The following is a 25,187-nucleotide window of genomic DNA, read 5'->3' on the forward strand; positions in this document are numbered from 1 at the left end:
CGGCGCCGTCGAATGGATAATGGATCAAGCGTAATTTCGAGGGCGGCGGGGTGACCATCGCATCGAAATAGCCCTATTCCAGGCCCAATGCCAGTGCAAAGCCATCGAACAACCGGCGACCCAGGGCAAAAATCGCAGCGTAATAGGCTTGGACTGACTCTTTGAAATTGGGCAGCAGTGGCCATTCATTTGGGCCAAGCAAAGGGGTATTGGCCAACACCAAAGGATCATCGGCAGGCACTTCGAAACCGACATCGAAAGCCTCTTTGTGATCCGGCTTGCCCTTGGCATAAACTTCTTCGCCCTCGGGCACGAAGCCCTTATGGGTTTTAGAGGTGCCAATGTAATGCTGCATTTTGGTTTCGAAGGACTGATCGAAAAAGTCCTTGGCAGCCCGGTACAAATCTTTGATCAGTTGCGCTTCGATACCGTGGTTCTTGATATACAGAAAGCCAACCTCACGCGCAGCGGCGCCCAATTGGTCGGCCACCACTTGACGCTCGGCGAGGTCGGCGCTGAACAGCCCGGCAATGTCCACTACCGGGATGCTGTTGAAGTTGGCGGCCAGCGCAGGCGCTGTGCCGGGTGACAATTCGGGCATGGTTAAGCGCTCCTTAATGGCGGGACGAATGAGTGAAGCGTTTGAAATGTTCGCGTTCGGCCTGGCCCATCCAAACGTTCAGTGACCAAAGATCAGCCACCGGAACATTGGTGAATGGCAAATGATGCAAATAACCGTCAGCGCCAAATTCGGGCGTCAGGGTGCTGACTTGATAGCCACGCGCTTGTTGCGAGCGCCAGATCGCCTCCCAGTGTTGCTGATGGAAGGCCAGTTCTTTAGCGTATTCCGGGGCGGCGGGGTGCGGCACTTGCGGGCCTTGGTCGTATCCAACCCGTGCTTGAATGTGATGGACACGCTCAACGAAAGCGCTGAGGTCATCTTCGGGGTCGTCGAGCAAGCGTTCGCAGGTGACGATCCAATGGCTGATGTCGCTGGTGAACAGCAAGTCAGGCAGTTGGCGAATCAGTTCCAGGGTCACCCAGGGATTGAATAGCGAGCGTGAGCGGTGGGTTTCAAAACTGCACACTTGGCCGTGTTTGCGCGCCAGCTCCAGCGCGCTGCCGAAGAAATCCACCTGTTGCGGCAACTGCCAGCGGTCATTGCCCGCCAGCACGTTGACGAACCGCGGCGACAGCTCCGCGGCCCATGCGAGCTTTTTATCGAGGTCTTGCAGGTGTTCGTCCACCGGCGCTGCTTGCTCGGGCAGCACGTTGTAAGCGGTGAACACAGTGCTGATATAGCCAAGCCGATTAGCCCGGAGAAAGGCGGCGAACGCCGCACGCTCGCTGGCTTCCAGCGGAAGACGCGCTTCCATGCCGTCAAAACCGGCTTCGAGTAGCTCTTCCAACGCCTGCGCTTTGCTGGCGGTATAGCCCCACAACGTGCGGAATATTTCCAGTTTCATTGACGACCTCAAAGATTCCTCGGGCTACGGCACAGCACAACAACGGCAAGACCGTATCGAGCAATAAAGGGCAGCAGCAGAAAGGTAATCCTTGGGCCGAATCTCTGAGGTCCGGTCCCGTATCAGGGTGATCTTAGGTGGGGTTTAGGAAAAGGAAGAATAGGAAAGCTCAAATCGATAGTTCAGAGATTTCTAAACTATGTCCCGAAGGTTATAAATCCCCTACAGATCTTCCAGTGGGAGCGAACGTGTCACGGACACCCAGCTATCCATATCAGCCATAGAGGGCTAGCCTGCCCACCATGATCAGTCTACAAACAGTTGAACCTGTGTCTCCCCCAGCAATAACGGGCTGTTAAGCTCAGTCACCGCCCGGATGTAATCCCACAACAAGGTAATCCGCTTGAGCTTTCTCAAGTCCTCCCGGCAGTACATCCAAAACTGCCGTGTAATGTTCACTTCGCTCTCCAGCACCGGCAACAACCGTGAGTCTTGCGCAGCAAGAAAACACGGCAGGATCGCCAATGACCGGCCTTGCAGTGCTGCTACATATTGGGCGATGACGCTGGTGCTGCGTAGGCTGGCGCTAGCGCCGGGCAGCAGGTTGCTCAGGTAAAGCAACTCTGAGCTGAACGCCAAATCATCGACGTAGCTGATAAACGGGTGACTGGCCAAGTCCGCGCTACGTTGGATGGGCGCATGGTTGTCGAGGTAGTCCTGAGTCGCGTACAGCCGCAAACTGTAGTCGCACAGCTTGCAGCACACATACGGCCCGTGTTCCGGACGCTCCAGTGCGATAACGATGTCCGCCTCGCGCTTGGACAAGCTGATGAAGTGCGGCAGCGGCAGGATATCCACGGATATTGCCGGATAGGCATCGAGAAAGTGGGTCAGCTGCGGGGTGATAAAGAAACTGCCGAAACCCTCGGTGCATCCCATCCGTATGTGGCCTGAGAGTGCCACCCCAGAGCCCGAAACCTGCTCGCAGGCCAAGTGCAGCGTGCTTTCAATCGACTCCGCATACCCCAGCAAACGCTGGCCTTCAGAGGTCAGGATGAAACCATTGCTGCGCGACTTTTCGAACAGTAACGTGCCCAGCGAGGCTTCCAGTGAATTGATCCGCCGTGACACCGTCGTGTAGTCCACCGCCAGGCGTTTGGCCGCGGTACTGGCTTTGCGGGTGCGGGCGACTTCGAGGAAGAATTTCAGGTCGTCCCAGTTCAGCAGATTCAAAGACGTGATGTTTTTTTGCATATTGGTCCGGCTTTTATGTGCGTTCTTATTAGATGTTTGCACATCTATACTCCAAAACACGTCCATGACCAACTTCAGGATCTGCGGCTCAGGAGACCCAATTCAGCAAGGCCGCTCAACACATCGCTAAACGAAGCTACATGCCATGACACCCTGCACAAAAATAATAAGCGGAGGAGTTTATGAAGAACGCTGCAACTGTGGGCGCAAGTTCAATCGGCGTCAGTCCTGCCAAAAAGATCGCATCCTATCGGCTCGCCGGTATGGCAAGCATGGCCGGTACCACCATCGAGTGGTATGACTTTTTCCTCTACGGCACTGCTGCCGCACTCATTTTCGGCAAAATATTTTTCCCCGCGTTAGACCCTATCACCGGAGTGTTGGCTGCTTTCGCCACCTATGCCGTGGGTTTTCTCGGCCGTCCGTTGGGCGGCATTATCTTTGGCCACTTCGGTGACCGTATCGGGCGCAAGTCCATGCTGTTGCTCACGCTGATGATGATGGGCATTCCAACCATCGTTATTGGGCTGATTCCGACCTACGATCAAATCGGTTATTGGGCCGCAGTGATTTTGGTGCTGATGCGCTTCCTGCAAGGCATGGCGGTCGGCGGCGAATGGGGAGGGGCGGTGTTGATGGCCGTCGAACATGCGCCCGAAGGCAAAAAAGGCTTTTATGGCAGCCTGCCGCAAACCGGTGTTGGTGCGGGTTTGGTGCTGGCGTCGCTGGCCATGGGCCTGGTGGCTAAACTGCCTGAGGCAGACATGCTTTCCTGGGGATGGCGCCTGCCGTTTATTGCCAGTGTCGTGCTGCTCGGCATCGGCTGGTTGATCCGCCTCAAAGTGCCTGAGTCACCCGCGTTCGAAAAAGTCAAAACGCAGAACACCGCCGTCAAAGTCCCCCTGTTCCAAGTGCTGCGTAAACACCCCCGGGAAACCCTGACCATTATCGGCGCCCGCACGGCGGAAAACGCCTGGTTCTACATGTCGGTGACGTTCGCCCTGGCCTACGCCGCCAGCCAACTGCAGATACCACGGGCTGATGTGCTCAACGCCATTACAGCGGGTGCGGCCTTGTCGTTATTCACCATGCCGTTCTGCGGGTATCTCTCGGACAAGGTTGGCCAGCGCCGTTTGTACTTCGCTGGGTTATTGCTGCTGTGTGCGTTTATTTATCCGTTCTTCGCCATGCTCGAAACCCGCGAGCCGGTGCTGGTCTGGTGGGCCATGGTACTGGCGGTCGGCGTGGTCTTCCCGATCATGTACGCCCCGGAATCGCTACTGTTCGCCCGGCAATTCCCGGCTGAGATTCGTTACAGCGGCATCTCGGTGTCCGTGCAATTGGCTGGCGTGCTGGGGGGCGGGTTCGCCCCGATGATCGCCACCAAATTACTCGCCTATGCTGATGGCAGCCCGCACTACGTCATCGTTTACCTAATCGGTATGGCCGTTATCGCGCTGTTCTGCACCGCGTTGATGAAGCCCGATCCTGCGCGTTATCGCGCCCCGTGAATCAGATCGTGAAAGCACAGTGCTTGATCTGAATCGTTCGCCGCCCCTCCCGGGGCCGCTTGAATACTGGAGAAATTGAATGAACGCTTTACAGAGCCTGACAATCAACAACACCGCTGGTGCTGTTCCCCGGGTCAAACTGCTGATCGGTGGTGAATGGGTCGATTCACAAACCATGCAATGGCGTGACATCGTCAACCCGGCGACCCAAGAAGTGCTGGCGCAAGTGCCGTTCGCTACCGACGCCGAAGTAGACGCCGCGGTCGCTTCCGCTAAGCAGGCCTTTCAGACTTGGCGCTACACGCCAATTGGTGCGCGGATGCGCATCATGCTCAAGCTTCAAGCGCTGGTCCGTGAACACTCCAAGCGCATCGCCGTGGTCTTGAGTGCTGAACAAGGCAAAACCATTGCCGATGCTGAGGGCGACATTTTTCGCGGTCTGGAAGTGGTTGAACACGCGTGCTCCATCGGCACCTTGCAGATGGGCGAATTCTCGGAAAACGTTGCTGGCGGCGTCGATACCTACACGTTGCGTCAACCCATCGGCGTCTGCGCCGGGATCACCCCGTTCAACTTCCCGGCGATGATTCCGCTGTGGATGTTCCCGATGGCCATCGCCTGCGGCAACACCTTCGTACTCAAACCTTCCGAGCAAGACCCGATGTCCACCATGTTGCTGGTTGAACTGGCAGTCGAAGCCGGTGTGCCGGCTGGCGTGCTCAATGTCGTGCATGGCGGCAAGCAAGTAGTGGATGGCATCTGCACCCACAAAGACATCAAGGCCGTGTCCTTCGTTGGTTCGACCGAAGTCGGCACGCATGTTTATAACCTGGCTGGTCAGCACGGCAAGCGCGTGCAATCCATGATGGGCGCGAAAAACCACGCGGTGGTGCTGGCGGATGCCAACCGCGAACAAACCCTCAATGCACTGGTGGGCGCCGGTTTCGGTGCGGCCGGTCAGCGCTGCATGGCTACTTCGGTGGTGGTATTGGTGGGCGCGGCGAAGCAATGGCTGCCGGACCTCAAGGCATTGGCGCAAAAACTTACGGTGAATGCCGGGAGCGAAGCGGGCACCGATGTCGGCCCTTTGATTTCCAAGCGTGCGAAAGAACGCGTGCTGAGCCTGATCGAAAGCGGTGTCCGCGAAGGCGCCACGCTTGAGCTGGACGGCCGTGGCGTATCGGTTCCAGGTTTTGAGGGGGGCAATTTTGTCGGCCCCACCCTGTTTTCCGGCGTGACCACTGAAATGCAAATCTACACCCAGGAAATCTTTGGCCCGGTGCTGGTGGTGTTGGAAGTCGACACCCTGGATCAGGCGATTGCCCTGGTCAACGCCAACCCGTACGGCAACGGCACTGGCTTGTTCACCCAAAGTGGCGCAGCGGCGCGCAAGTTTCAGAACGAGATCGACGTAGGCCAGGTCGGGATCAATATTCCGATCCCTGTGCCGGTGCCGTATTTCAGCTTCACCGGCTCGCGTGGTTCGAAACTCGGCGATCTGGGCCCGTACGGCAAGCAAGTGGTGCAGTTCTATACGCAAACCAAAACGGTCACCAGCCGCTGGTTCGATGACGACAGCGTAAACGATGGCGTTAACACCACCATCAATCTGCGCTGAGTAGCCAATACCCCCTGTAGGAGCCAACTTGTTGGCGAGTTTTTGACGTGCCGGGTAGGGCGCTTCGCCAACGAGTTGGTTCCTGGAGATTAAGGAGAACACCATGAAAATCGCATTCATCGGTCTCGGCAACATGGGCGCGCCCATGGCCCGTAACCTGATTAAAGCAGGCCATGCCTTGAACCTGTTCGACCTTAACCAGGCCGTGCTGGCGGAACTCGGCGCGTTGGGCGCCACGGTCAGCGCGTCGCCCAAAGACGCCTCCCAAGGCGTTGAACTGGTCATTACCATGCTGCCCGCCGCAGTGCATGTGCGTAGCGTGTACCTCAGCGACGACGGCGTATTGGCCGGTATTGGTCAGGGCGTGCCTGCGGTTGATTGCAGCACCATTGATCCGCAGACCATTCGCGATGTCGCGGCGGCTGCGGCCAGGCAAGGGGTGATGCTCGGCGACGCACCGGTGTCGGGCGGCACCGGCGGCGCACAAGCCGGCACGCTGACGTTTATGGTCGGCGCCAGCCCGGAACATTTCGAAATACTGAAGCCCGTACTGGCACAGATGGGTAAAAACATCGTCCATTGCGGCGACGTCGGCACCGGGCAAATCGCCAAAATCTGCAACAACTTGCTGTTGGGCATCTCGATGATCGGTGTTGCTGAAGCCATGGCCTTGGGCAATACGCTGGGGATAGATACCGGTATTTTGGCCGGCATCATCAACAGCTCAACCGGGCGTTGCTGGAGTTCCGAGGTGTATAACCCTTGGCCTGGCATCGTCGAAACCGCGCCCGCTTCCCGCGGCTACACCGGCGGTTTTGGTGCCGAATTAATGCTCAAGGACCTGGGTTTGGCTACCGAAGCAGCACGTGTCGCCCATCAGCCGGTGATCCTCGGCGCCGTGGCCCAACAGCTGTACCAGGCAATGAGCCTGCGGGGTGACGGTGGCAAGGATTTCTCGGCCATCATCGAGTCCTATCGCAAGCCTGAATAAACCCGGAGTTTGAAGGTCCTCAATAGGCGGGTATCATCCCGCCTATTGGCATCGATTCCGGCGCCTGCCTTATATGCGTGTAAGCCTGAATGTCGCTGAAGTTCTGGAAGTCCATGGGCATCAAGCACAGCTTGAAGCAGAGGATCGTAGTGGTCTTCGCGCTGATGAGCGTGCTGGTGGCCGGTGTGTTCGCCGTTGGCATTATCGCGACGGTGCATGTGGTCGAGAAACGATTGACCACCGCCAGCCTCGGCCGTGACCTGCATCGGTTAATGGTCATGGACAACGTCGAAAACTGGAGCCACAAGCCAGAGAAAGAAGAGTTGTTCTACGTCGAAGGCGGCGCGGGCGATCTTGCCATGGCCGACGATTTAACCGACTTACCCCCAGGCTTTCATGAGGTTCACCGCGGCGAAGAAGCCTATTACGCCATGGCCGAAACGGTGGCTGGGCGTCGATATGTGCTGCTGCGGGACCAACGCAATTTTGAAAAACGCGAACGGATTCTGTTCGGGATTGTGTTTGTCGGTTTCATCCTCAGCATTCTGCTGGCGATTTTGTTGGGCCGACTGTTGGCGCGCCGAGTGATGGCGCCGGTGGTCAATCTTTCGCGTCAGGTTCGCTACCGCGACCAGATTCTTGAACTCGCCCCAGCGTTGTCCCCCAATTATGCCCGCGACGAAGTCGGCGAACTGGCCGTGTCTTTTGACGCCACCCTGGGTCGTCTGCGCGCGGCACTGGTTCGCGAAAAACTGTTTACGAGTGACGTCAGCCATGAGCTGCGAACACCATTGATGGTGTTAGCCAGTTCATGCGAATTGTTGCTGGAAAGTCCGGTGCTTGATGATCGGTCGCGCAATCAGGTAAAGCGAATTGCCCGGGCCAGTGCCGGCATGAGCCAGTTGGTTGAGACCTTCCTGATGCTGGCGCGGGTTGAAGGTAACGAAAGCCGCCACGGCCCGCGCTCAACATTGCTGGAGGTCGCTGAAGAGTTGGTCGACCTGTGGCGCAAGCCGATAGCGGAGAAAGGCCTGGAATTGATATTCGATCCCGGTGAGACCTTGCCAACGCTATTCAACGCCACACTGGTGCATTCGGTGATGGGCAACCTGTTGCGCAATGCCTGGCACTACACCGACGCGGGCGTCATTCGCCTGACATTGAACCCACACGGGTTCACCGTGGAAGACAGCGGCATAGGTATTCCCGAAAGCCTTCATGAAGCCATGTTCCAGCCCTTCGTCAGGGGCGACGAACAGCGGGGCGAAGGGCTTGGGCTGGGACTTTCACTGGTGCAGCGTATCTGCAACAACCAGCACTGGAACGTAACGCTCAGAAGCCTGGAGCCCAGCGGATGTTGCTTTACGGTTGAGCTTGATCCCCTCCCGGTCGTCGCGCCCCAATAACAGAGTGAGAGCAGTCCCCCCGTGTCTAAATCTACAGACGGTAATTCTCCCCTCGATTCCTTTGAGATCGAGACGCCCTCGCCACTCTATGCGCGGGTCAAGCACGCCATCATTCAAAAGATTCACTCGGGGGCATGGCTGCCGAATTCAAAACTGCCGTCGGAAAGCGAACTGCTGAACCTGCTGGGCGTCAGCAGGATGACCATCAATCGGGCCTTGCGTGAGTTGACGATTGAAGGTTTGCTGATTCGTGTTCAGGGCGTTGGGACCTTTGTTGCCGAGGCGAAGGGCCACGCCGCGCTGTTTGAAATTCATAATATTGCCGAAGAAATTGCTTCTCGCGGTCACGTTCATCGCTGCGAAGTGATCACGTTAGAAGAGGTCCCTGCGAAAGCCGAACCTGCGTTGCCTTTCGCCCTGGAGGGGGTGCAACGCTTGTTTCACTCGGTGGTTGTTCATTTTGAGAATGACGTGCCAGTGCAGATTGAAGAGCGATTCGTAAATGCCTTGATCGCTCCGAAATACCTGGAGCAGGATTTCACCCGCATCACGCCATATGCCTATCTGATCCAGCTGGCGCCTTTGACCGAGGGCGAGCACGCCGTCGAAGCCATCCATGCGAAGTCGGCAGAGTGCCGATTACTGCAAATCAAGCGTAATGAGCCTTGCCTGTTGATCCGCCGCCGCACCTGGTCGGCCAAAGGTCAGGTCGGCAGCGCGCGGCTGGTGTACCCCGGGTCCCGCTATCGACTGGAAGGCAAATTCGGTCAGTAACAGATCAGTATCTTTGCGTTACGTTTTGGTGCGATCTGACGTTGAGTTGTTACAAACAGGTTCATTTCTGCCGCAGAAAAAACCGGCATCCCAGTCGGTGATGCCCTCAGGTACTTCCGCTAATAAAAATTAACGTACTGATTTTTATAAAAAATATTCCGTAATATTCTGCTTGTCTAATCGACTATTAGATTTATGGCCCTGCATTTGCATCAGCTTGTATATACAGGCTGGTATAAGCGTTGACGCATCAGCGGCTAGCACCGGTTTCGTCCACTATTGGGGTATCACCCGGGAGTACGACCATGGGCAGCAGTCCTTTCACTCAGCAACTTCAAGGTGTTCGCGTGTTGGACATCAGTCGGGTTTTGGCCGGCCCGCATTGCACCGCGATGCTGGCGGACCTCGGCGCTGACGTTATCAAATTCGAAATGCCAGAGGAGGGCGACGACGCTCGCCATCTCGGGCCTTTTCAAGATGGACAAAGCGTTTACTTCGGGATGATCAATCGCGGTAAACGCAGCGTGGAAATTGACTTTAAGTCCGAGTCGCAGCGGGCGCGGTTTTATGAATTAGTGGCGAGTGCAGACGTCGTAGTCGAAAACTTTCGTCCGGGGGTTACTCAGCGTTTAGGTATCGATTTCGATTCACTCAAGCAGTACAACCCGCAGCTGATTTACGCGAGCATTTCTGGCTTTGGCCAAAGCGGGCCTCTCTCGAAACGGCCGGCTTATGACATCGTTGCCCAGGCCATGTCTGGGCTGATGAGCGTGACAGGTTTCAGCAGCACCGGGCCGACGCGCAGCGGCGAAGCCATCGGCGATCTTTGCGCCGGGGTCTACGCGGCATGGGCGATCAGTTCCGCTTTGTTTGCTCGTGAGCGGCATGCTCCCGGCGCGCAATACATTGATGTGGCCATGTTCGATGTTTTGTTCAGCCTGCAAATGACCGGGCTGTCGAACCTGTACGCCAATGGGGAGGCGCCCGGCCTCGTGGGTAATCGTCACCCGGTGTCGACGCCGTTCGATACCTACCGTGCCTTAAATGGCCTGGTGGTGATTGCGGTCGCTAGCCAACGTCTGTTTGCCCGGCTGTGCGAGTGCATGGGCATGCCTGAATTAGCGGCTGATGCACGATTCGTCAATGACTCTCAGCGCACGCGTAACGAGCCGCTTCTGCGCTCGATCATCGAAGGTTGGACCGGTCAGTTTTCGGTCGACACGTTGTGTGATGTGCTGCTGGATGCGGGCGTGCCTTCGTCACCCGTCTGGAACCTCGCCGAAGCCGCCAGCAGCGAACAGGCGCGGGTACGCCAACTTCAGTTCTTGCCCGCAGGCTCTTATCTGCCGCTGGTTCCGCAGCCGGTATTTTTCAATGGTTGTAAACCCCACGTCTCCACCGTCGCGCCAATCCTCGGCGCTGACAACCACACCTTCGGCTTCAGTCAAACAGGAGCACGCGCATGAACTTTCAAATGGACGAAACGGAGCAGGCAGTGATTGAAAGTGCCGAACAAGTGGCCAGGGAAGTCATACGGCCGTTGGCGCAGCACTATGACGAAAGCGAAAGCTTCTGTGCGGACAGCATCAAGGCGTTGGGCGACCTGGGCTTCATGGGCATCAATTTGCCCCAAGCCTACGGTGGACTGGGAATTGGCAGCCTGGCCATGAGTTGCGTAGTCGAGGCGGTCGCCGGGGCCTGTGCATCCACCGCATCAGCATTGACTGCGCACTTCCTCGCCACTGATTCGATTTTGCTGGGCGGCACCGAGGCGCAAAAGCAAGAGTGGCTGCCGAGAGCAGCCAGCGGTGAGTGGCTCGGTGCGTTCGCACTGACCGAACCCGCCGCCGGTTCTAACCCGGCCGACATGCGCTGCCGTGGGGTTCGTGAAGACGGTGGATGGCGTTTGCGTGGCAACAAGCACTACATCACTAATGCCAAGGAAGCGGGCTTTATTGTGCTGTACGCCAAAACCGATGCCGACGCCGGGCACAAAGGGATCAGTGCCTTTTTGATTCCTCAGGGCACGCATGGGATCACATTCTCCAGTCCGGAAAAAACCATGGGCCTGCGCGGCAGCACGATTTACGAGTTGGCACTGGACTGCTGGCTTGCGGACTCAGCACTGCTGGGCGTTGAGGGCGAGGGCTTCAATACGGCGATGGCGGTTCTGGACCGCGGGCGAGTCGAGGTGGCAGCCATGTCGCTGGGCATCGCCAGCGCCGCCATGCGCTGCAGCCTTGAATGGGTGCGCGAACGCCAGATCGGTACCAAGCCGTTGGCCGCTTACCAAGGCACCCAGTGGCGGTTGGCGGAAATGCACGCTCAGCTGGAATGTGCGCGCATGCTTACCTGGAAAGCCGCCGCGCGTCGCGACAGTGGCCAACGTTTCAGCCTGGAGTCGGCCACCGCCAAACTGGTTGCCTCCGAATGCGCCGGGTTCATTACCGACGCCGCCCTGCAACTGCACGGCGGTTACGGCTATATCCGCGACCTTCCGCTGGAGCGTTTCGTGCGTGACGCGCGGATTTTGCGCATCTTCGAAGGCACTTCGGAAATACAGAAAATGATAATTTCCCGTGGTTTGCTGGATGGGGTTAAGTAGTGGCAGGGGCCTGTCAAACAACGCTTAAGTAGCGTCTATACTCGCTGCTGACTCAGGCGTTTAGCCTCAAGCAAACACAAAATACTTACGGACCGTTTCGACGACTTCCCAGATACCTTTCATCCCCGGTTCAACGATGAATATATCGCCGGCACGCAGGTGAATCGGCGCCATGCCGTCCGGGGTGATGATGCAATAGCCTTCCTGGAAATGGCAGTATTCCCACTTCACGTAGTCCACGCGCCATTTGCCCGGAGTACAGATCCAGGTGCCCATAATCTTGCTGCCGTCTTCGGAGGTGTAGGCGTTGAGGTTGACGGTGTGCGGATCACCTTCGAGCTTTTCCCATTTACAGGCATCAAGCACGGGCAGCGGATGAGTATCACGAAGAACGGTAATCGGCGTAGACATGGCAACTCCAGAGGTGGGCGCGCGGTTAACAGCGCGGGAACACCATAGGGCGGTTGCTTGATCGTCAGTTGTCTGTGTTCGACACTGAAGTGTCCAGAAACGCTGTGCTCAGGTCTTTTATCAACGCCTTGGCATACCCCGGCAGCGCGGAAAAATCCGTCGCACACAGGACCAGTTTTCGATCAGCCCACGGGTCGTTTAACGGAACGCTCTTTACCGTGTGCGTGTGCTCATAACGATCAACCGCCGCTTGCGGCACGATGCCCAGCCCCGCACCCCGCGCGACCATGCGCAACACCCCTGCAAAGCCTTCGGCCCGGGCCCGAATGCGCAAACGCTTGCCCACGTGCAAGGCCTGTTCTTCGAGATAAATCGCCATCGCGTTGCTGGCAGTCAAGGCTACATGCTCGTAGTCCAGAGTCTGCGCAAAGCATAGGGACTGGTGTGTGTTTAGCGGGTGCTCCGGTGGCATGACTAACGCCAGCGGGTCATCCCGGAAGGGCAATGTTTGTAGGTCGCTGGCGTCAACTGCGTCGGAAATGATGCCGATGTCTGCCGCGCCCTGGCGTACGGCGTGGAGGATTCGCAGGCTTGGGTGTTCTTCCAGGTCAACGTCGATGGAGGGATGTTTTATCAAGAAGTCCGCTAACAGCTCCGGCAGGTATTCGGTAAGTGCCGAGGTATTGCACAGCAGTCGGACCTGGCCCTTGAAGCCCTTGGCATAGTCCGTCAAACAAAACTGCATGCGCTCGACTTGCTGCAAAATCAAGCGGGCGTGCCGGGCCATCGCTTTGCCCGCAGGCGTCGGCGTCACGCCACGTCGTCCGCGCTCCAATAATGGAGTGCCCAGCGATCCTTCCAGCGCCCGAATCCGTGCGCTGGCGGAGGCCAGTGACAAATGACTGCGGTCAGCGCCGGCAGTGATATTGCCGCTCTCGGTAATATTGAGAAATAGCCGCAGGTCGATCAGGTCAAAGTGCATTTGAGTTCACCTGTTTAAGCAGCCTCTGTCTCTACCTGAGGCAGGCTCAGTATATGGCAGCTTTTCAGAAACGTCTGACGGCTACAGTATTGGTTCATGAATATACTTTTCGAACTTTACCAACATCTTGGCTGGACACTGTCCTTGCTGGTGTTGTGCGTCTTTATGATGGCCGGTGTGGTCAAGGGCGTTATTGGTCTTGGCTTACCGACGGTGGCTATGGGTTTGTTAGGGCTGACTATGCTACCGACGCAGGCTGCCGCTTTGTTGATTATTCCGGCGACGGTGACCAACGTCTGGCAACTGGCGGCGGGCGGGCAATTGCGGGCATTGATCAGGCGATTGTGGCCGATGCTGTTATTGATTTTTCTCGGCACCGGCCTCGGTACGCTCTGGTTGGGCATGGGCTCGGATCAATCCATGGGTCGCGTATTGGGCGGGGTATTGGTGCTGTATGCGCTGAGCGGGTTGTTGCTGCCGCCTCTGCACGTTGCGCAGCGATTTGAGGCGTGGCTCGGGCCGCTATGTGGATTGATCACGGGCATCGTGACATCAGCCACTGGGTTATTCGTAATTCCTGCGGTGCCTTATTTACAAGCGCTGGGCCTGGACCGTAACCAGTTGGTTCAGGCGCTGGGCTTGTCGTTCACCGTCTCCACGTTGGCGTTGGCAGCGGGGTTGTATTGGCGTGGAGCGCTAGATGGCGGCGAGATGGGCGCCTCGGTGGTGGCGTTAGTGCCTGCACTACTAGGCATGTTGCTTGGCCAGTGGCTGCGTCAACGCATCAGCGCGGTGGTGTTTAAACAAGTGTTTTTCGTTGGGATGGGATTGCTCGGATTGCATCTGGCGGCAGGTTAATCGGTTCACTGCAACAATGTTCTGGTGATTAGTGCGTGTGGGTCAAATGTGATTTGTGCGTTTCGGGCTTATTCCGTCGACGGTGCATCGGTATTCTGCCGCCATCCGATTTCCCGTCTTCTCAATGAGAACTCCCATGAAAAAGATTTTGCTACTGAACGGCGGCAAGAAGTTCGCGCACTCCGATGGCTTGTACAACGCCACGTTGCACGACGCCGCACTGGCCTTCCTTGACCGCTCGGGCTTCGACATCAAAGAAACCCAGATTGATGCCGGCTACGACGTCGTTGAAGAAGTGGCCAAGTTTGTCTGGGCCGATGTCATTATTTACCAAATGCCGGGCTGGTGGATGGGCGCGCCGTGGATCGTCAAAAAATACCTCGACGAAGTCTTCACCGAAGGCTACGGCAGCCTGTACGCCAACGACGGCCGCACTCGCTCCGACGCCTCGCAACGCTATGGCAGCGGTGGCCTGCTGCACGGTAAGCGCTATATGATTTCCGCCACTTGGAACGCACCGCAGCAAGCGTTTGACGACCCGGCTGACTTCTTTGAAGGCAAAGGCGTGGATGCGGTGTATTTCCCGTTCCACAAGGCCAACGAGTTTTTGGGTCTGACGGCTTTGCCTACGTTCCTCTCAGTGGACGTAATGAAAGTCCCGGCGATCGAGGCTGACGTGAAGCGTTATGAGGCGCACCTGGCAGCGGCGTTTAACGCTTAACCAACAGCGCAATCACTGTAGGAGGGTCCGCCACGTCTTCGACGCCGCGCTGTCGCGCATCAAACACAAAACCTAGAGATTATTTTTTCGGTCAATAAGTTATTCGTTGTTTGATAAGAGCCAACGTGTTGGCGATATAAGCACCACCACGGTGGGTTCAGTTTACTGCGGCTTACTGCGGCGCCTGCCTCGCCAACAAGTTGGCTCCTACAGGGGGTGCAGCTACGCACTGATGATCTGATCTGTCTTTTGCTTAAAACAACGCTAGTATCTAGCCAGTTTTGAGCGGGGGACAACAGTGAAAGCCAGATCTGATGAGTTGCAGGTGTTCGTTTCGGTGATCGAAAGCGGTTCGATATCGGCCGCTGCCGAGCAGGTGGGGCAAACGCCGTCGGCGATCAGCCGGACGTTGTCGCGGCTTGAGGCCAAGCTGGAGACCACGTTGATCAACCGCACCACCCGGCGGATGGACCTGACCGAAGAAGGCAAATTCTTCCTCGAAAAGGCCAAACACATTCTCGCCCAGATGGATGACCTGGAAGAGCGCTTGTCTCTGCGCCAACATACCCCCGCCGGACGCCTGCGAATCAACGCCGCGTCGCCGTTCATGTTGCATGCGGTGGTGCCGTATGTGGCCGAGTTCCGCGCGCTGTACCCCGATATTCTGCTTGAACTCAACAGCAATGACCTGATCATCGACCTGCTCGAGCAGAGCACCGACGTGGCGATTCGCATCGGCACGCTGGCCGATTCGACACTGCACGCACGCTCCCTGGGCAGTAGCCCGCTGAACATCCTCGCCAGTCCCGCTTACCTGAAAACACACGGCACACCGACCACCGTTGAGGCGCTGGCCGATCATTCGCTGATCGGTTTTACTCAAACCGAAACCCTGAATCATTGGCCGCTGCGGCATGCCGAAGGGGATCGACTGCAGATCCAGCCGGCCTTGTCTGCCTCAAGCGGAGAAACATTGCGTCAATTAGCCTTGGCCGGGGAGGGCATTGTCTGTCTGTCGCACTTCATGACCCACGAAGACATCCGCCTCAAGCGCTTGCAGGTTATTCTGCCCGAGGCCAACAGCGGTTATCGGCAGCCGATCCACGCGGTGTACTACCGAAATTCGCAGTTGGCGCTGCGTATTCAATGCTTTTTAGACTTTATCCAAAAAAAGCTGGCAAATTACGCCGCGTGAGGATCAAGCCTTTACCGATTATTTACTGTGCCGGGCTCGTTGCGTGAGGCCGCTGCAGTTAGGCTTGCTCGCTATAGCCGAGCTAACTGATAGGGATGAATGTGTGGGGCGCATGAATTTTCAACCGAGACACTGGCTTGCTGTGGGTGTGCTGATTGGCACTATAGGTCTGACAACTGGCTGCGCTACCAACCCGGCGGAACCGCACATAAAGTTTATCGAACTGATTAACAAAGACCTGATCACCGCGTATCAACCGGCCCATAACGAGGTATCCGGTTGGGATGATACGTGGCAGCTAGGACGGCAATCGGTGGATGTCGCCTGGCTGGCCCCTATTAGCCACGAGCGTTTGCCGCTGATTATTTACCTGCCAGGGCTTGGTGAGCCAGCCACAGCGGGCGAGCAATGGCGCGACGCCTGGGCGCAAGCTGGCTATGCAGTGTTGTCGGTTCAGGGGCAAGCCTACGGGCCAGCACTCTACCTCACGGGCCAGGCCCAGGCTGGCGTGTTTCGTGAATTGGCGGCTGATCGTTATTCCAGCGCGTCCTTGCGTGACCGGCTGAACACGCTGCAACAGGTGCTAACTGACGTTCGGGCGCGAGCGGCCAAAGGCGACGCACAGTTGGCGGCTATAGATTGGAATCAAGTAACCGTGGCCGGTTTTGACCTGGGTGCGCAAACGGCTGCTGCGGTGGCAGGTGCGGGACAAGCCGGCGGTGCATCGGGCGTTGATGTGCAGCCCAAAGCCGTGCTGCTGCTCAGTCCCTATGTCGACGTCGAGGCCAGGCCCGAGGCGTTTGCGCGTATGGCTTCGCCGGTGCTGACGATCACCAGCCCGGACGACGAAGACCCATTCAATTGGGTCAGCTCAAATCAGCAGCGGGAATTACTCGGTGCGTCGGTGACGGCTGCCGGCAGTTATCGCTTGAAGTTGGCGCGCGCCACTTACAAGACCTTGTCCGGCTCGGATCTGGTGCCGGTTCCAGCCGAGGGAAAGGCACCTAAAGCACCGCCGCCAGGCGACGAACACACCCCCGGCGGGAAAAGCCATGCCAAGACCAAACTCGTAGGGTCTGAAGGTGGGCACAGTCCTGTTGGGGCCGAGCCGGTTCCGGATCATAAACAAGTCGCTTCCATTCAGGCTGTCAGCCAGGCATTTCTCGACAGTCGGGTAAAGCACAACCCGGCCGCCAGCGAATGGCTGCAGAAAGCTGCGCCAGGATGGTTGGGGAACGCGGGCTGGCTGCAATAACTGGCTATTTGTGACATCAGCGCAACAGTCATTTGGTCCGGCAGCCATTTTTCATGGGCGCTGACTTCCTGATAATGGGTTTAGATTTTTTGAACCCATTAGGAGTTACCCCATGAATATTTTCATCACTGGTTCCGCTGGTTTCATTGGTGGTTCCATCGCCACCGGTCTGGTCAAAAAAGGTCACCACGTCACCGGTCTGGTGCGCAGTGCCGAACAGGCGGACGAAATGATTGCGTTGGGCATTACGCCGGTGCTTGGCACACTGGACGACAGCGCACTGTTGACCGAGCAAGCGAGCAGGGCCGATGCCGTAATCAACGCCGCCAGCAGTGATCATCGTGGGGCTGTTGAGGCGTTGATTGCCGGCCTTAAAGGTTCCAACAAGGCCTTTGTGCACACCAGCGGTTCAAGCATTGTTGGCGATGCGTCCGGTGGCAAGTTCAGCGATGTGATTTATGTTGAAGATCAATTGCCAGAGCCGACTGCAGATAAAGCCGCTCGCGTTGCCATCGATAATCTGGTGCTGGATGCAGCAAAGCTAGGCGTACGTTCGGCGGTGATCTGCAACACGCTGATTTACGGTCACAGCCTGGGTGTCAAACGTGACAGCGTGCAGTTGCCACGCTTGCTGAAACAGGCACAGAAAAGCGGCATCGTTCGGCATGTGGGTCCGGGGCAGAACATCTGGTCCAACGTTCATATTGAAGACGTGGTTGAGCTGTACGCATTGGCGCTGGAAAAAAATCCGGCCGGTACGTTCTACTTCGTGGAAAGCGGGGAAGCGGCGTTCAGTGACATGAGCAACGCGATTGCCCAAGCGTTAGGTCTGGGCGCTGCGCGGGATTGGCCGCTCAAAGACGCCGAAGCCGAGTGGGGTTATGAAATGGCTAACTATGGACTGGGCTCAAACAGCCGAGTGCGCGGCACACATGCCCGGGAACTGCTGGGCTGGGCGCCGAAACGTACGTCGGTGATTGACTGGATCGTTAATGAAATGATCCAGGGCCGGGTATAAATCTGCAAGAGCCAACACATAACTTATTGATTAAAAATAATCTGTAGGTTTTGTGTTTGCTGTGCGCCAGCGGGGCGTCGGAGACGTGGCGGAACTCCTGCAGATCTGGTTTTCGTCAGCGCTTAGTGATGCTCGCGAGTAGCGCGGAATTTCACGTCGGGCCAGCGTTCTTCCATCAATGCCAGGTTGACCCGGGTCGGTGCGAGGTAGGTCAGGTGACCGCCGCCGTCCACCGCAAGGTTTTCCACGGCTTTGATCTGAAACTCTTCAAGCTTCTTCTTATCGCTGCAATCGATCCAACGGGCTGACCACACGGTGATGGGCTCGTAAGCGCATTCGACCTTGTATTCTTCCTTCAGACGACTCGCGACCACATCAAACTGCAGCACGCCCACAGCGCCGAGAATGATGTCGTTGCTGCGTGTGGGGAAGAAAACCTGAGTGGCGCCTTCTTCGGCCAACTGCTGCAAACCCTGACGCAATTGCTTGGACTTCAATGGATCTTTCAGGCGTACGCGGCGGAACAATTCCGGGGCGAAGTGCGGGATGCCGGTAAACCCAAGGTTCTCCCCTTCGGTGAAGGTGTCACCAATCTGAATGGTGCCGTGGTTGTGCAAGCCGATAATGTCGCCGGCGAAAGCTTCTTCCAATTGTTCGCGCTCAGAGGAGAAGAACGTCAGCGCATCGCCGATCCGCACTTCTTTGCCCAAACGCACATGGCGCATTTTCATGCCCTTGTCGTAACGACCCGAACAGACGCGCATGAATGCGATCCGGTCGCGGTGCTTGGGGTCCATGTTCGCCTGGATCTTGAAGATGAAGCCGCTGAACTTCTCTTCGTTGGGTTCCACGGTGCGTTCGTTGGCGACGCGGGCCAAGGGTTGTGGCGCCCAGTTAACGACCGCGTCCAGCACGTGATCGACACCAAAGTTGCCCAACGCGGTGCCGAAGAACACCGGCGTCAGTTGGCCGTCGAGGAATTCCTGTTGATTGAATTCATGGCAAGCACCCTGCACCAGTTCCAACTGATCAACGAAACGGTGGTATTCGTCACCCAAGTGGGCGCGGGCTTCGTCGGAGTCGAGCTTCTCAATGATTTTAACGTCGGTGCGCTCATGACCATGACCGGCGGTATACACAATGATGTAGTCGTCGGCCAGGTGGTACACACCTTTGAAATCGCGGTAGCAACCAATCGGCCAAGTGATGGGCGCCGCCTTGATCTTGAGGACGGCCTCGATCTCGTCCAGTAGTTCGATGGGGTCGCGAATGTCACGGTCGAGCTTGTTGATGAAGCTGACGATCGGCGTGTCGCGCAAGCGGCAAACGTCCATCAAGGCGATGGTCCGTGGCTCAACACCCTTGCCGCCATCAAGCACCATCAACGCCGAGTCCACCGCCGTCAGTGTGCGGTAGGTGTCTTCCGAGAAGTCTTCGTGGCCCGGCGTGTCGAGCAGGTTGATCATGTGATCGCGATACGGGAATTGCATGACCGAGGTGGTGATGGAAATGCCGCGCTGCTTCTCCATCTCCATCCAGTCGGACGTCGCGTGGCGGTCGGACTTACGTGATTTCACCGTGCCCGCGATGGCAATCGCCTTACCCATCAACAGCAGTTTTTCCGTGATGGTGGTCTTGCCCGCATCCGGGTGAGAAATGATGGCGAAGGTGCGGCGTTTCGCGACTTCGGCGGCCTGGTTGGTCATGGGAAATCGCCTGGCAGGTGATGAAAAAAAGGGCGCAGATTATAGCTCAATTGAATGCAATAACCGAACCGTTCAGTCGATGGCCGGTGGCCAATTACTATCTTTTGTGGGAACCTTTTGCGCAGTCGAGACGTCCACTCCCCTGATATGGCCTGCACCAGGGGCTGATAAATCAACACGTTAGCTTGACGAAGCTACGCTAATGGCTTGTGTTTTCGCCGAGGTTAACCCCTGACCGGCGACCCACCCGCTGCTCTTCGCGAACGTTATTGCGGCTGTCAAAGCTCTTCGAGCTGTTTGAAGTGACCAGCTACGGCAACGCGTTCGCCGACGGAAAAAAGGAGTCCGCCTGTGGCTAATCGCTATGGCAAGGGGCTATTGGGAGGTGCGGTTGTTATTGCGCTTCTGGCCCTGCTGGTCCACTGGATCGGCATCAGTACCATCGTAAAGTACCAGGATGACCTGTTGTTCTACCTGCAGGCGCATTTGATTTTAGTCGTGGTTTCAATGTTGGCAGCGCTGGTGGTCGGTATCCCGGCCGGTATTGTCCTCAGCCGACCGAATATGGTTGGCAGCGCCGAACGCTTTATGCAGATATTCAACATCGGCAACACCGTTCCTCCCCTCGCCGTACTGGCCATTGCCCTCGGGATTCTCGGGATCGGCAGCGGGCCGGCTATCTTCGCGCTGTTTCTCGCCTCGTTGTTGCCTATTGTGCGCAACACCTATGAAGGCCTGAAAAACGTTCAAGGTTCACTCAAGGAAGCTGCCGTCGGCATCGGTATGACGCCGCGCCAGGTGCTGCTGCGTGTCGAGCTGCCGAATGCCGTGCCAATCATTATTGGTGGCGTACGCGTAGCGCTGGCGATCAATGTTGGCACCGCACCGCTGGCGTTCCTGATTGGCGCGAACAGTTTGGGCAGCCTGATTTTCCCCGGCATTGCCCTGAACAATCAGCCCCAATTGCTGCTCGGCGCCGCCTGTACCGCCTTGCTCGCGCTGTTGCTCGATGGCCTGGTGACGTTGTCGAGCCGCCTCTGGCTTGAACGCGGCCTGTCCCGCTGAGAGAAAGGAAAATCCAATGAAAAAATCATGCTTATTCATAGGCTTTGCCTTGCTGCTCGCGGGTTTTGCCAACGCCGCTGAAAAACCGGTGATTCGTCTCGGCGCCCGGGTATTCACCGAGCAAACGATCCTTGCGGAAATTACCGCGCAGTACCTCAGAACCAAAGGCTACGACGTACAGGTCACGGGCGGCCTGGGTAGCAACCTGGCACGCAGCGCGCAGGAAAGCGGTCAGTTGGACTTGATGTGGGAATACACCGGCGTGTCGCTGGTGGCTTACAACCACGTTGATGAAAAGCTCGACAGCGCTCAGACCTATGCCCGGGTTAAAGAGCTGGACTTGAAGAAGGGATTGGTCTGGCTGGCGCCGTCCAGGTTCAGTAATACCTACGCGCTGGCACTGCCGCAGAAAATCGCCGATCAATACCCGCAGGTCAATAGCATCAGCGACCTGACCACGGTCTTGAAAGACGAGGCCAAGGAAAAACATATCGTTGCCCTGGACACCGAGTTCGCTAACCGTTCAGACGGTTTGATCGGCATGGTCAAGGCTTACGGAATGGACCTTACTCGCGAGAACATCCGGCAGATGGACGCGGGTCTGGTGTACACCGCGCTGCGTAATGCGCAGGTATTTGCCGGATTGGTCTACACCACCGACGGTCGTTTGAATGCTTTCCATCTCAAACTGCTGGCCGACGACAGGCATTACTTTCCGGACTACACGGCAGCTCCAGTGATCCGCAAGGACTATCTCGATGCCCACCCGGACCTTACTGCGCAACTCAAGCCGCTGGCCGAACTGTTAGGGGACGACACTATGCGCACATTGAACGCGCGGGTGGATGTCGACCACGACAGCCCTTCCATCGTCGCCGCAGATTTTTTGCGCGAACACCCACTCAACTGATCAAGGAGAAGACATGAACATCTTGAATACCTTCTCCCACCTGGACTGGCCGCTGATTCTGCACCTCACCTGGCAGCACATTACGCTGGTGGGGATCGCGGTCACCCTGGCGATTCTGGTCGGTGTGCCACTTGGCGTGGTGATGACGCGCTTTCCAACCCTGGCCGGGCCGCTGCAAGCCGGCGCTACCGTGCTGCTGACCGTGCCGTCCATTGCGCTGTTCGGCCTGCTACTGCCGTTCTATTCCAGGTTCGGCCAAGGCCTGGGTCCGATGCCTGCCATCACGGCGGTGTTCTTGTACTCGCTACTGCCGATCATGCGAAACACCTATTTAGCGCTGACCGGCGTCGAACCGGGTATCCGCGAAGCCGCCAAAGGCATCGGCATGACCTTCAGCCAGCGCCTGCGCATGGTTGAACTGCCTATCGCCGTGCCGGTGATCCTCGCCGGTGTACGCACCGCCGTGGTGATGAATATCGGCGTCATGACCATCGCCGCCACCATCGGCGCCGGCGGTCTGGGTGTACTTATTCTTGCTTCAATCAGCCGCAGCGATATGTCGATGCTGATCGTTGGCGCGGTGTTGGTCAGTCTTCTGGCCATCTTCGCCGACCTGCTTCTGCAATGGCTGCAACGCACGCTGACTCCAAAAGGATTACTGAAATGAACAGTCCCAAGCAAATGATCGAGCTGCAGAACCTGACCAAGACTTTTCACACCAACGGCAAAGACGTTACTGCCGTTAATTCAGTAAGCCTGACGGTCAACGAGGGCGAAATTTGCGTGTTCCTCGGCCCGTCGGGTTGTGGCAAGAGCACTACGCTGAAAATGATCAACCGCCTGATCATGCCAACCTCCGGCAAAGTACTGATCAACGGCGAAGACACCAGTGGCCTGGATGAAGTGACCTTGCGTCGCAACATCGGCTACGTGATTCAGCAGATCGGTTTGTTTCCGAACATGACCATCGAAGAAAACATCACCATTGTTCCGCGCCTGCTGGGCTGGGACAAACAAAAGTGCCGTGACCGCGCCATCGAACTGATGAGTATGGTCAAGCTTGAGCCCAAGCAGTACCTGAGCCGTTATCCTCGCGAATTGTCCGGTGGTCAGCAGCAACGGATCGGCGTGATTCGCGCGCTGGCCGCTGACGCACCGCTGTTGCTGATGGATGAACCGTTCGGCGCGGTCGACCCGATCAACCGTGAGTCCATTCAGAACGAGTTTTTCGAGATGCAGCGGGCACTGAACAAGACCGTGATCATGGTCAGCCACGACATCGATGAAGCCATCAAACTGGGCGATAAAATCGCGATATTCCGCGGCGGCAAGCTGATCCAGATCGACCACCCGGACACCTTGCTGGCGCACCCGGCCGATGACTTCGTGAAGAGCTTCGTCGGCCAGGACAGCACATTGAAACGCCTGCTGTTGGTCAAAGCCGAGGACGCGGCAGATAACGCACCGTCGGTCAGCCCGGAAACTCCGGTCGCCGAAGCGCTGGAATTGATGGACGAACTCGACCGCCGTTACGTCGTAGTGACTGACGCCGAAAACAAAGGCCTTGGCTACGTTCGTCGTCGCGACCTGCACCGTCAAACCGGCACCTGCGCGCAGTTCTTGCGCGAGTTCAACGCCACCGCAGCGTTCGACGAACATTTGCGAATCCTGCTGTCGCGTATGTACGAATTCAACCGTTCGTGGCTGCCAGTGATGGACGCCGAACGGGTGTTTTTGGGTGAGGTCACTCAAGAATCGATTGCCGAGTATTTGAGCTCGGGTAAGTCCCGTGGCGGCAAGACCAGCATTGTTTCCCCGGCGGATTTGGTGGCTGAAGGCTAGTTCTCCGTAGGAGCCAACTTGTTGGCGAGAGGCTATGCGTGGCACATAAGGTACGACGCTACGCCAACAAGCTGGCTCCTGCAGGGGATATGCACTGCTCCAGGCGGGAACATCACCCTGTCACACAGGTCGGTTACATAGATCAATGACAGACTGCTCGCGACGGACGTGTGCAAAAACGCGACATTTTTTGTTGATCTCAACGCTCTCACGTCCTAAAGTTCGCGCCGAACGTCCATGCTGGAAACGATCCATCCGGCTCAAGTACTGACGACGAGACCGCAAGGCCAAGGGAAGCGCTTTTTCTCATGGCCTTTTTGCTTTCGGCGAAGGCCTTGGGAAGTAGGCGAACCAAAGTGGGGATACACACGGAGGACGTTCATTCGCACCCATTGATCAATCCCGTTTGCCAGTAGGAGATCCCAGCATGCCGATCAAAGTCGAAGACTATTTTGAGCTCACCACCTTCAACAAAATGAAGGCGTTTGCCGATCAGCAAGAAACCCCTTTCGTGGTCATCGACACCGCGATGATCAACAAAGCCTATGACGACCTGCGTTCAGGCTTCGATTTCGCCAAGATTTATTACGCCGTCAAAGCTAACCCAGCCGTTGAAATCATCAATCTGCTTAAAGACAAAGGCTCAAGTTTCGATATCGCTTCGATCTATGAGCTGGATAAAGTCATGGGCGAAGGCGTGACCGCCGATCGCATGAGCTACGGCAACACCATCAAGAAGTCCAAGGACCTTCGCTACTTCTACGAGAAGGGCGTGCGTCTGTATGCCACTGACTCCGAAGCTGACCTACGCAACATCGCCAAGGCCGCACCGGGTTCCAAGGTTTACGTTCGTATCCTCACCGAAGGTTCGACCACTGCCGATTGGCCGTTGTCGCGCAAATTCGGTTGCCAGACCGACATGGCCATGGACTTGTTGATCCTCGCCCGTGAGCTGGGTCTGGTGCCTTACGGCATCTCGTTCCACGTGGGTTCCCAGCAGCGCGACATCAGCGTCTGGGACGCCGCCATTGCCAAGGTCAAAGTGATCTTTGAGCGCCTGAAAGAAGAAGACGGCATTATTCTCAAGCTGATCAACATGGGTGGCGGCTTCCCGGCCAATTACATCACCCGTACTAACAGCCTGGAAACCTACGCCGAAGAAATCATCCGCTTCCTCAAGGAAGACTTCGGTGACGACCTGCCGGAGATCATCCTGGAACCGGGCCGTTCGTTGATTGCCAACGCTGGCATTCTGGTTAGCGAAGTGGTGTTGGTCGCGCGCAAGTCGCGTACTGCCGTTGAGCGATGGGTGTACACAGACGTGGGCAAGTTCTCTGGCTTGATTGAAACCATGGACGAAGCCATCAAGTTTCCCATCTGGACCGAAAAGAAAGGCGAACTTGAAGAAGTTGTTATCGCCGGTCCTACCTGCGACAGCGCCGACATCATGTATGAAAACTACAAGTACGGACTCCCGCTGAACCTCGCTATTGGTGACCGCTTGTATTGGCTGTCTACCGGTGCGTATACCACCAGTTACAGCGCGGTTGAATTCAATGGCTTTCCGCCGTTGAAATCGTTTTACGTATAAGTCTACAG

Annotated in this window: 22 protein-coding genes and 1 pseudogene; 17 read left to right on the plus strand and 6 right to left on the minus strand. The window is 56.9% G+C overall.

Going from position 1 to position 25,187, the window contains the following annotated elements; all coding sequences use genetic code 11:
* The 3 genes and pseudogenes from JWR17_RS01410 to JWR17_RS01420 all read right to left on the minus strand — a co-directional run.
* Positions 1-601 (minus strand): annotated as a pseudogene (locus JWR17_RS01410) (2-oxoglutarate and iron-dependent oxygenase domain-containing protein); the annotation flags it as partial.
* A gap of 13 nt (positions 602-614) precedes the next feature.
* The gene (locus tag JWR17_RS01415; protein ID WP_299827578.1) at positions 615-1,466 is read right to left on the minus strand and encodes a TIM barrel protein; all 852 of its coding nucleotides are present in this window, start codon (positions 1,464-1,466) and stop codon (positions 615-617) included.
* Between the two features lie 306 nt (positions 1,467-1,772).
* Positions 1,773-2,720: a LysR family transcriptional regulator gene (locus JWR17_RS01420; protein ID WP_299827655.1), complete on the minus strand. Its 948-nt coding sequence runs from the start codon at positions 2,718-2,720 to the stop codon at positions 1,773-1,775.
* A gap of 182 nt (positions 2,721-2,902) precedes the next feature.
* Between JWR17_RS01420 and JWR17_RS01425 the strand changes: the two genes are divergently transcribed.
* From JWR17_RS01425 to JWR17_RS01455, 7 genes are all read left to right on the plus strand, one after another.
* Positions 2,903-4,231, plus strand: coding sequence for an MFS transporter (locus JWR17_RS01425; protein WP_299827580.1), 1,329 nt, complete (start codon positions 2,903-2,905; stop codon positions 4,229-4,231).
* Between the two features lie 79 nt (positions 4,232-4,310).
* Positions 4,311-5,849 carry a CoA-acylating methylmalonate-semialdehyde dehydrogenase gene (locus JWR17_RS01430; RefSeq protein ID WP_299827582.1) on the plus strand — a complete coding sequence of 513 codons (1,539 nt, stop codon included), beginning with the start codon at positions 4,311-4,313 and terminating at the stop codon, positions 5,847-5,849.
* A gap of 103 nt (positions 5,850-5,952) precedes the next feature.
* Positions 5,953-6,840, plus strand: a complete 888-nt coding sequence (mmsB, locus tag JWR17_RS01435; protein WP_299827584.1) for a 3-hydroxyisobutyrate dehydrogenase — start codon at positions 5,953-5,955, stop codon at positions 6,838-6,840.
* A gap of 113 nt (positions 6,841-6,953) precedes the next feature.
* On the plus strand, positions 6,954-8,246 hold the full coding sequence (locus tag JWR17_RS01440; RefSeq protein WP_299827656.1) for a HAMP domain-containing sensor histidine kinase: 1,293 nt from the start codon (positions 6,954-6,956) through the stop codon (positions 8,244-8,246).
* A gap of 21 nt (positions 8,247-8,267) precedes the next feature.
* A complete protein-coding gene (gene hutC, locus JWR17_RS01445) occupies positions 8,268-9,020 on the plus strand; it encodes a histidine utilization repressor (protein ID WP_299827586.1) in 753 nt (250 codons plus the stop codon).
* 305 nt (positions 9,021-9,325) lie between these two features.
* On the plus strand, positions 9,326-10,486 hold the full coding sequence (locus tag JWR17_RS01450; RefSeq protein ID WP_299827588.1) for a CoA transferase: 1,161 nt from the start codon (positions 9,326-9,328) through the stop codon (positions 10,484-10,486).
* Complete coding sequence (locus tag JWR17_RS01455) at positions 10,483-11,625, plus strand: acyl-CoA dehydrogenase family protein (RefSeq protein ID WP_299827590.1); 1,143 nt, start codon at positions 10,483-10,485, stop codon at positions 11,623-11,625. Before JWR17_RS01450 ends, JWR17_RS01455 begins: the two co-directional genes overlap by 4 nt.
* A 66-nt stretch (positions 11,626-11,691) precedes the next feature.
* Here JWR17_RS01455 and JWR17_RS01460 read toward each other — a convergent pair whose 3' ends face one another.
* Together JWR17_RS01460 and JWR17_RS01465 are read right to left on the minus strand one after the other, a co-directional pair.
* Positions 11,692-12,036, minus strand: coding sequence for a cupin domain-containing protein (locus JWR17_RS01460; RefSeq protein ID WP_299827592.1), 345 nt, complete (start codon positions 12,034-12,036; stop codon positions 11,692-11,694).
* Positions 12,037-12,100: 64 nt separating this feature from the next.
* On the minus strand, positions 12,101-13,018 hold the full coding sequence (locus tag JWR17_RS01465) for a LysR substrate-binding domain-containing protein (protein ID WP_299827594.1): 918 nt from the start codon (positions 13,016-13,018) through the stop codon (positions 12,101-12,103).
* 96 nt (positions 13,019-13,114) lie between these two features.
* Here JWR17_RS01465 and JWR17_RS01470 point away from each other — a divergent pair, with 96 nt between their 5' ends.
* From JWR17_RS01470 to JWR17_RS01490, 5 genes are all read left to right on the plus strand, one after another.
* Positions 13,115-13,876: a sulfite exporter TauE/SafE family protein gene (locus JWR17_RS01470; protein WP_299827595.1), complete on the plus strand. Its 762-nt coding sequence runs from the start codon at positions 13,115-13,117 to the stop codon at positions 13,874-13,876.
* A 136-nt stretch (positions 13,877-14,012) separates the two neighbouring features.
* Positions 14,013-14,597 carry an NAD(P)H-dependent oxidoreductase gene (locus tag JWR17_RS01475; protein ID WP_299827597.1) on the plus strand — a complete coding sequence of 195 codons (585 nt, stop codon included), beginning with the start codon at positions 14,013-14,015 and terminating at the stop codon, positions 14,595-14,597.
* Between the two features lie 298 nt (positions 14,598-14,895).
* Entirely contained in the window at positions 14,896-15,792 is an 897-nt protein-coding gene (locus tag JWR17_RS01480; RefSeq protein WP_299827599.1) for a LysR family transcriptional regulator, read from the plus strand.
* A gap of 112 nt (positions 15,793-15,904) precedes the next feature.
* Complete coding sequence (locus JWR17_RS01485; RefSeq protein ID WP_299827601.1) at positions 15,905-17,047, plus strand: alpha/beta hydrolase; 1,143 nt, start codon at positions 15,905-15,907, stop codon at positions 17,045-17,047.
* 112 nt (positions 17,048-17,159) lie between these two features.
* Entirely contained in the window at positions 17,160-18,065 is a 906-nt protein-coding gene (locus JWR17_RS01490) for an NAD-dependent epimerase/dehydratase family protein (protein WP_299827603.1), read from the plus strand.
* A gap of 122 nt (positions 18,066-18,187) precedes the next feature.
* On the opposite strand, the gene JWR17_RS01495 is transcribed toward JWR17_RS01490, so the two are convergent.
* On the minus strand, positions 18,188-19,771 hold the full coding sequence (locus JWR17_RS01495; protein ID WP_299827604.1) for a peptide chain release factor 3: 1,584 nt from the start codon (positions 19,769-19,771) through the stop codon (positions 18,188-18,190).
* A 351-nt stretch (positions 19,772-20,122) separates the two neighbouring features.
* Here JWR17_RS01495 and JWR17_RS01500 point away from each other — a divergent pair, with 351 nt between their 5' ends.
* The 5 genes from JWR17_RS01500 to JWR17_RS01520 all read left to right on the plus strand — a co-directional run bounded on the left by JWR17_RS01500 (position 20,123) and on the right by JWR17_RS01520 (position 25,179).
* Complete coding sequence (locus JWR17_RS01500; RefSeq protein WP_299827605.1) at positions 20,123-20,836, plus strand: ABC transporter permease; 714 nt, start codon at positions 20,123-20,125, stop codon at positions 20,834-20,836.
* A gap of 16 nt (positions 20,837-20,852) precedes the next feature.
* The gene (locus JWR17_RS01505) at positions 20,853-21,746 is read left to right on the plus strand and encodes a glycine betaine ABC transporter substrate-binding protein (RefSeq protein ID WP_299827607.1); all 894 of its coding nucleotides are present in this window, start codon (positions 20,853-20,855) and stop codon (positions 21,744-21,746) included.
* A gap of 13 nt (positions 21,747-21,759) precedes the next feature.
* Positions 21,760-22,413, plus strand: a complete 654-nt coding sequence (locus tag JWR17_RS01510; protein WP_299827609.1) for an ABC transporter permease — start codon at positions 21,760-21,762, stop codon at positions 22,411-22,413.
* Positions 22,414-22,427: 14 nt separating this feature from the next.
* Complete coding sequence (locus JWR17_RS01515; RefSeq protein ID WP_299827658.1) at positions 22,428-23,588, plus strand: ABC transporter ATP-binding protein; 1,161 nt, start codon at positions 22,428-22,430, stop codon at positions 23,586-23,588.
* 427 nt (positions 23,589-24,015) lie between these two features.
* The gene (locus tag JWR17_RS01520; protein WP_299827611.1) at positions 24,016-25,179 is read left to right on the plus strand and encodes a type III PLP-dependent enzyme; all 1,164 of its coding nucleotides are present in this window, start codon (positions 24,016-24,018) and stop codon (positions 25,177-25,179) included.
* The last annotated feature ends 8 nt before the right edge of the window (positions 25,180-25,187 follow it).

Source organism: Pseudomonas sp. (assembly GCF_028293835.1).
Lineage (GTDB): Bacteria > Pseudomonadota > Gammaproteobacteria > Pseudomonadales > Pseudomonadaceae > Aquipseudomonas.

Bases quoted from the DNA above. Each gene is read 5' to 3' on its own strand.
- JWR17_RS01465 (WP_299827594.1), bottom strand. From the start codon at position 13,018: ATGCACTTTGACCTGATCGACCTGCGGCTATTTCTCAATATTACCGAG.
- JWR17_RS01425 (WP_299827580.1), top strand. From the start codon at position 2,903: ATGAAGAACGCTGCAACTGTGGGCGCAAGTTCAATCGGCGTCAGTCCT.
- JWR17_RS01420 (WP_299827655.1), bottom strand. From the start codon at position 2,720: ATGCAAAAAAACATCACGTCTTTGAATCTGCTGAACTGGGACGACCTG.
- JWR17_RS01455 (WP_299827590.1), top strand. From the start codon at position 10,483: ATGAACTTTCAAATGGACGAAACGGAGCAGGCAGTGATTGAAAGTGCC.
- JWR17_RS01490 (WP_299827603.1), top strand. From the start codon at position 17,160: ATGAATATTTTCATCACTGGTTCCGCTGGTTTCATTGGTGGTTCCATC.
- JWR17_RS01440 (WP_299827656.1), top strand. From the start codon at position 6,954: ATGGGCATCAAGCACAGCTTGAAGCAGAGGATCGTAGTGGTCTTCGCG.
- JWR17_RS01460 (WP_299827592.1), bottom strand. From the start codon at position 12,036: ATGTCTACGCCGATTACCGTTCTTCGTGATACTCATCCGCTGCCCGTG.
- mmsB (WP_299827584.1), top strand. From the start codon at position 5,953: ATGAAAATCGCATTCATCGGTCTCGGCAACATGGGCGCGCCCATGGCC.
- JWR17_RS01475 (WP_299827597.1), top strand. From the start codon at position 14,013: ATGAAAAAGATTTTGCTACTGAACGGCGGCAAGAAGTTCGCGCACTCC.
- JWR17_RS01495 (WP_299827604.1), bottom strand. From the start codon at position 19,771: ATGACCAACCAGGCCGCCGAAGTCGCGAAACGCCGCACCTTCGCCATC.
- JWR17_RS01510 (WP_299827609.1), top strand. From the start codon at position 21,760: ATGAACATCTTGAATACCTTCTCCCACCTGGACTGGCCGCTGATTCTG.
- JWR17_RS01450 (WP_299827588.1), top strand. From the start codon at position 9,326: ATGGGCAGCAGTCCTTTCACTCAGCAACTTCAAGGTGTTCGCGTGTTG.
- JWR17_RS01520 (WP_299827611.1), top strand. From the start codon at position 24,016: ATGCCGATCAAAGTCGAAGACTATTTTGAGCTCACCACCTTCAACAAA.
- JWR17_RS01485 (WP_299827601.1), top strand. From the start codon at position 15,905: ATGAATTTTCAACCGAGACACTGGCTTGCTGTGGGTGTGCTGATTGGC.
- JWR17_RS01470 (WP_299827595.1), top strand. From the start codon at position 13,115: ATGAATATACTTTTCGAACTTTACCAACATCTTGGCTGGACACTGTCC.
- JWR17_RS01430 (WP_299827582.1), top strand. From the start codon at position 4,311: ATGAACGCTTTACAGAGCCTGACAATCAACAACACCGCTGGTGCTGTT.
- JWR17_RS01515 (WP_299827658.1), top strand. From the start codon at position 22,428: ATGATCGAGCTGCAGAACCTGACCAAGACTTTTCACACCAACGGCAAA.
- JWR17_RS01505 (WP_299827607.1), top strand. From the start codon at position 20,853: ATGAAAAAATCATGCTTATTCATAGGCTTTGCCTTGCTGCTCGCGGGT.
- JWR17_RS01415 (WP_299827578.1), bottom strand. From the start codon at position 1,466: ATGAAACTGGAAATATTCCGCACGTTGTGGGGCTATACCGCCAGCAAA.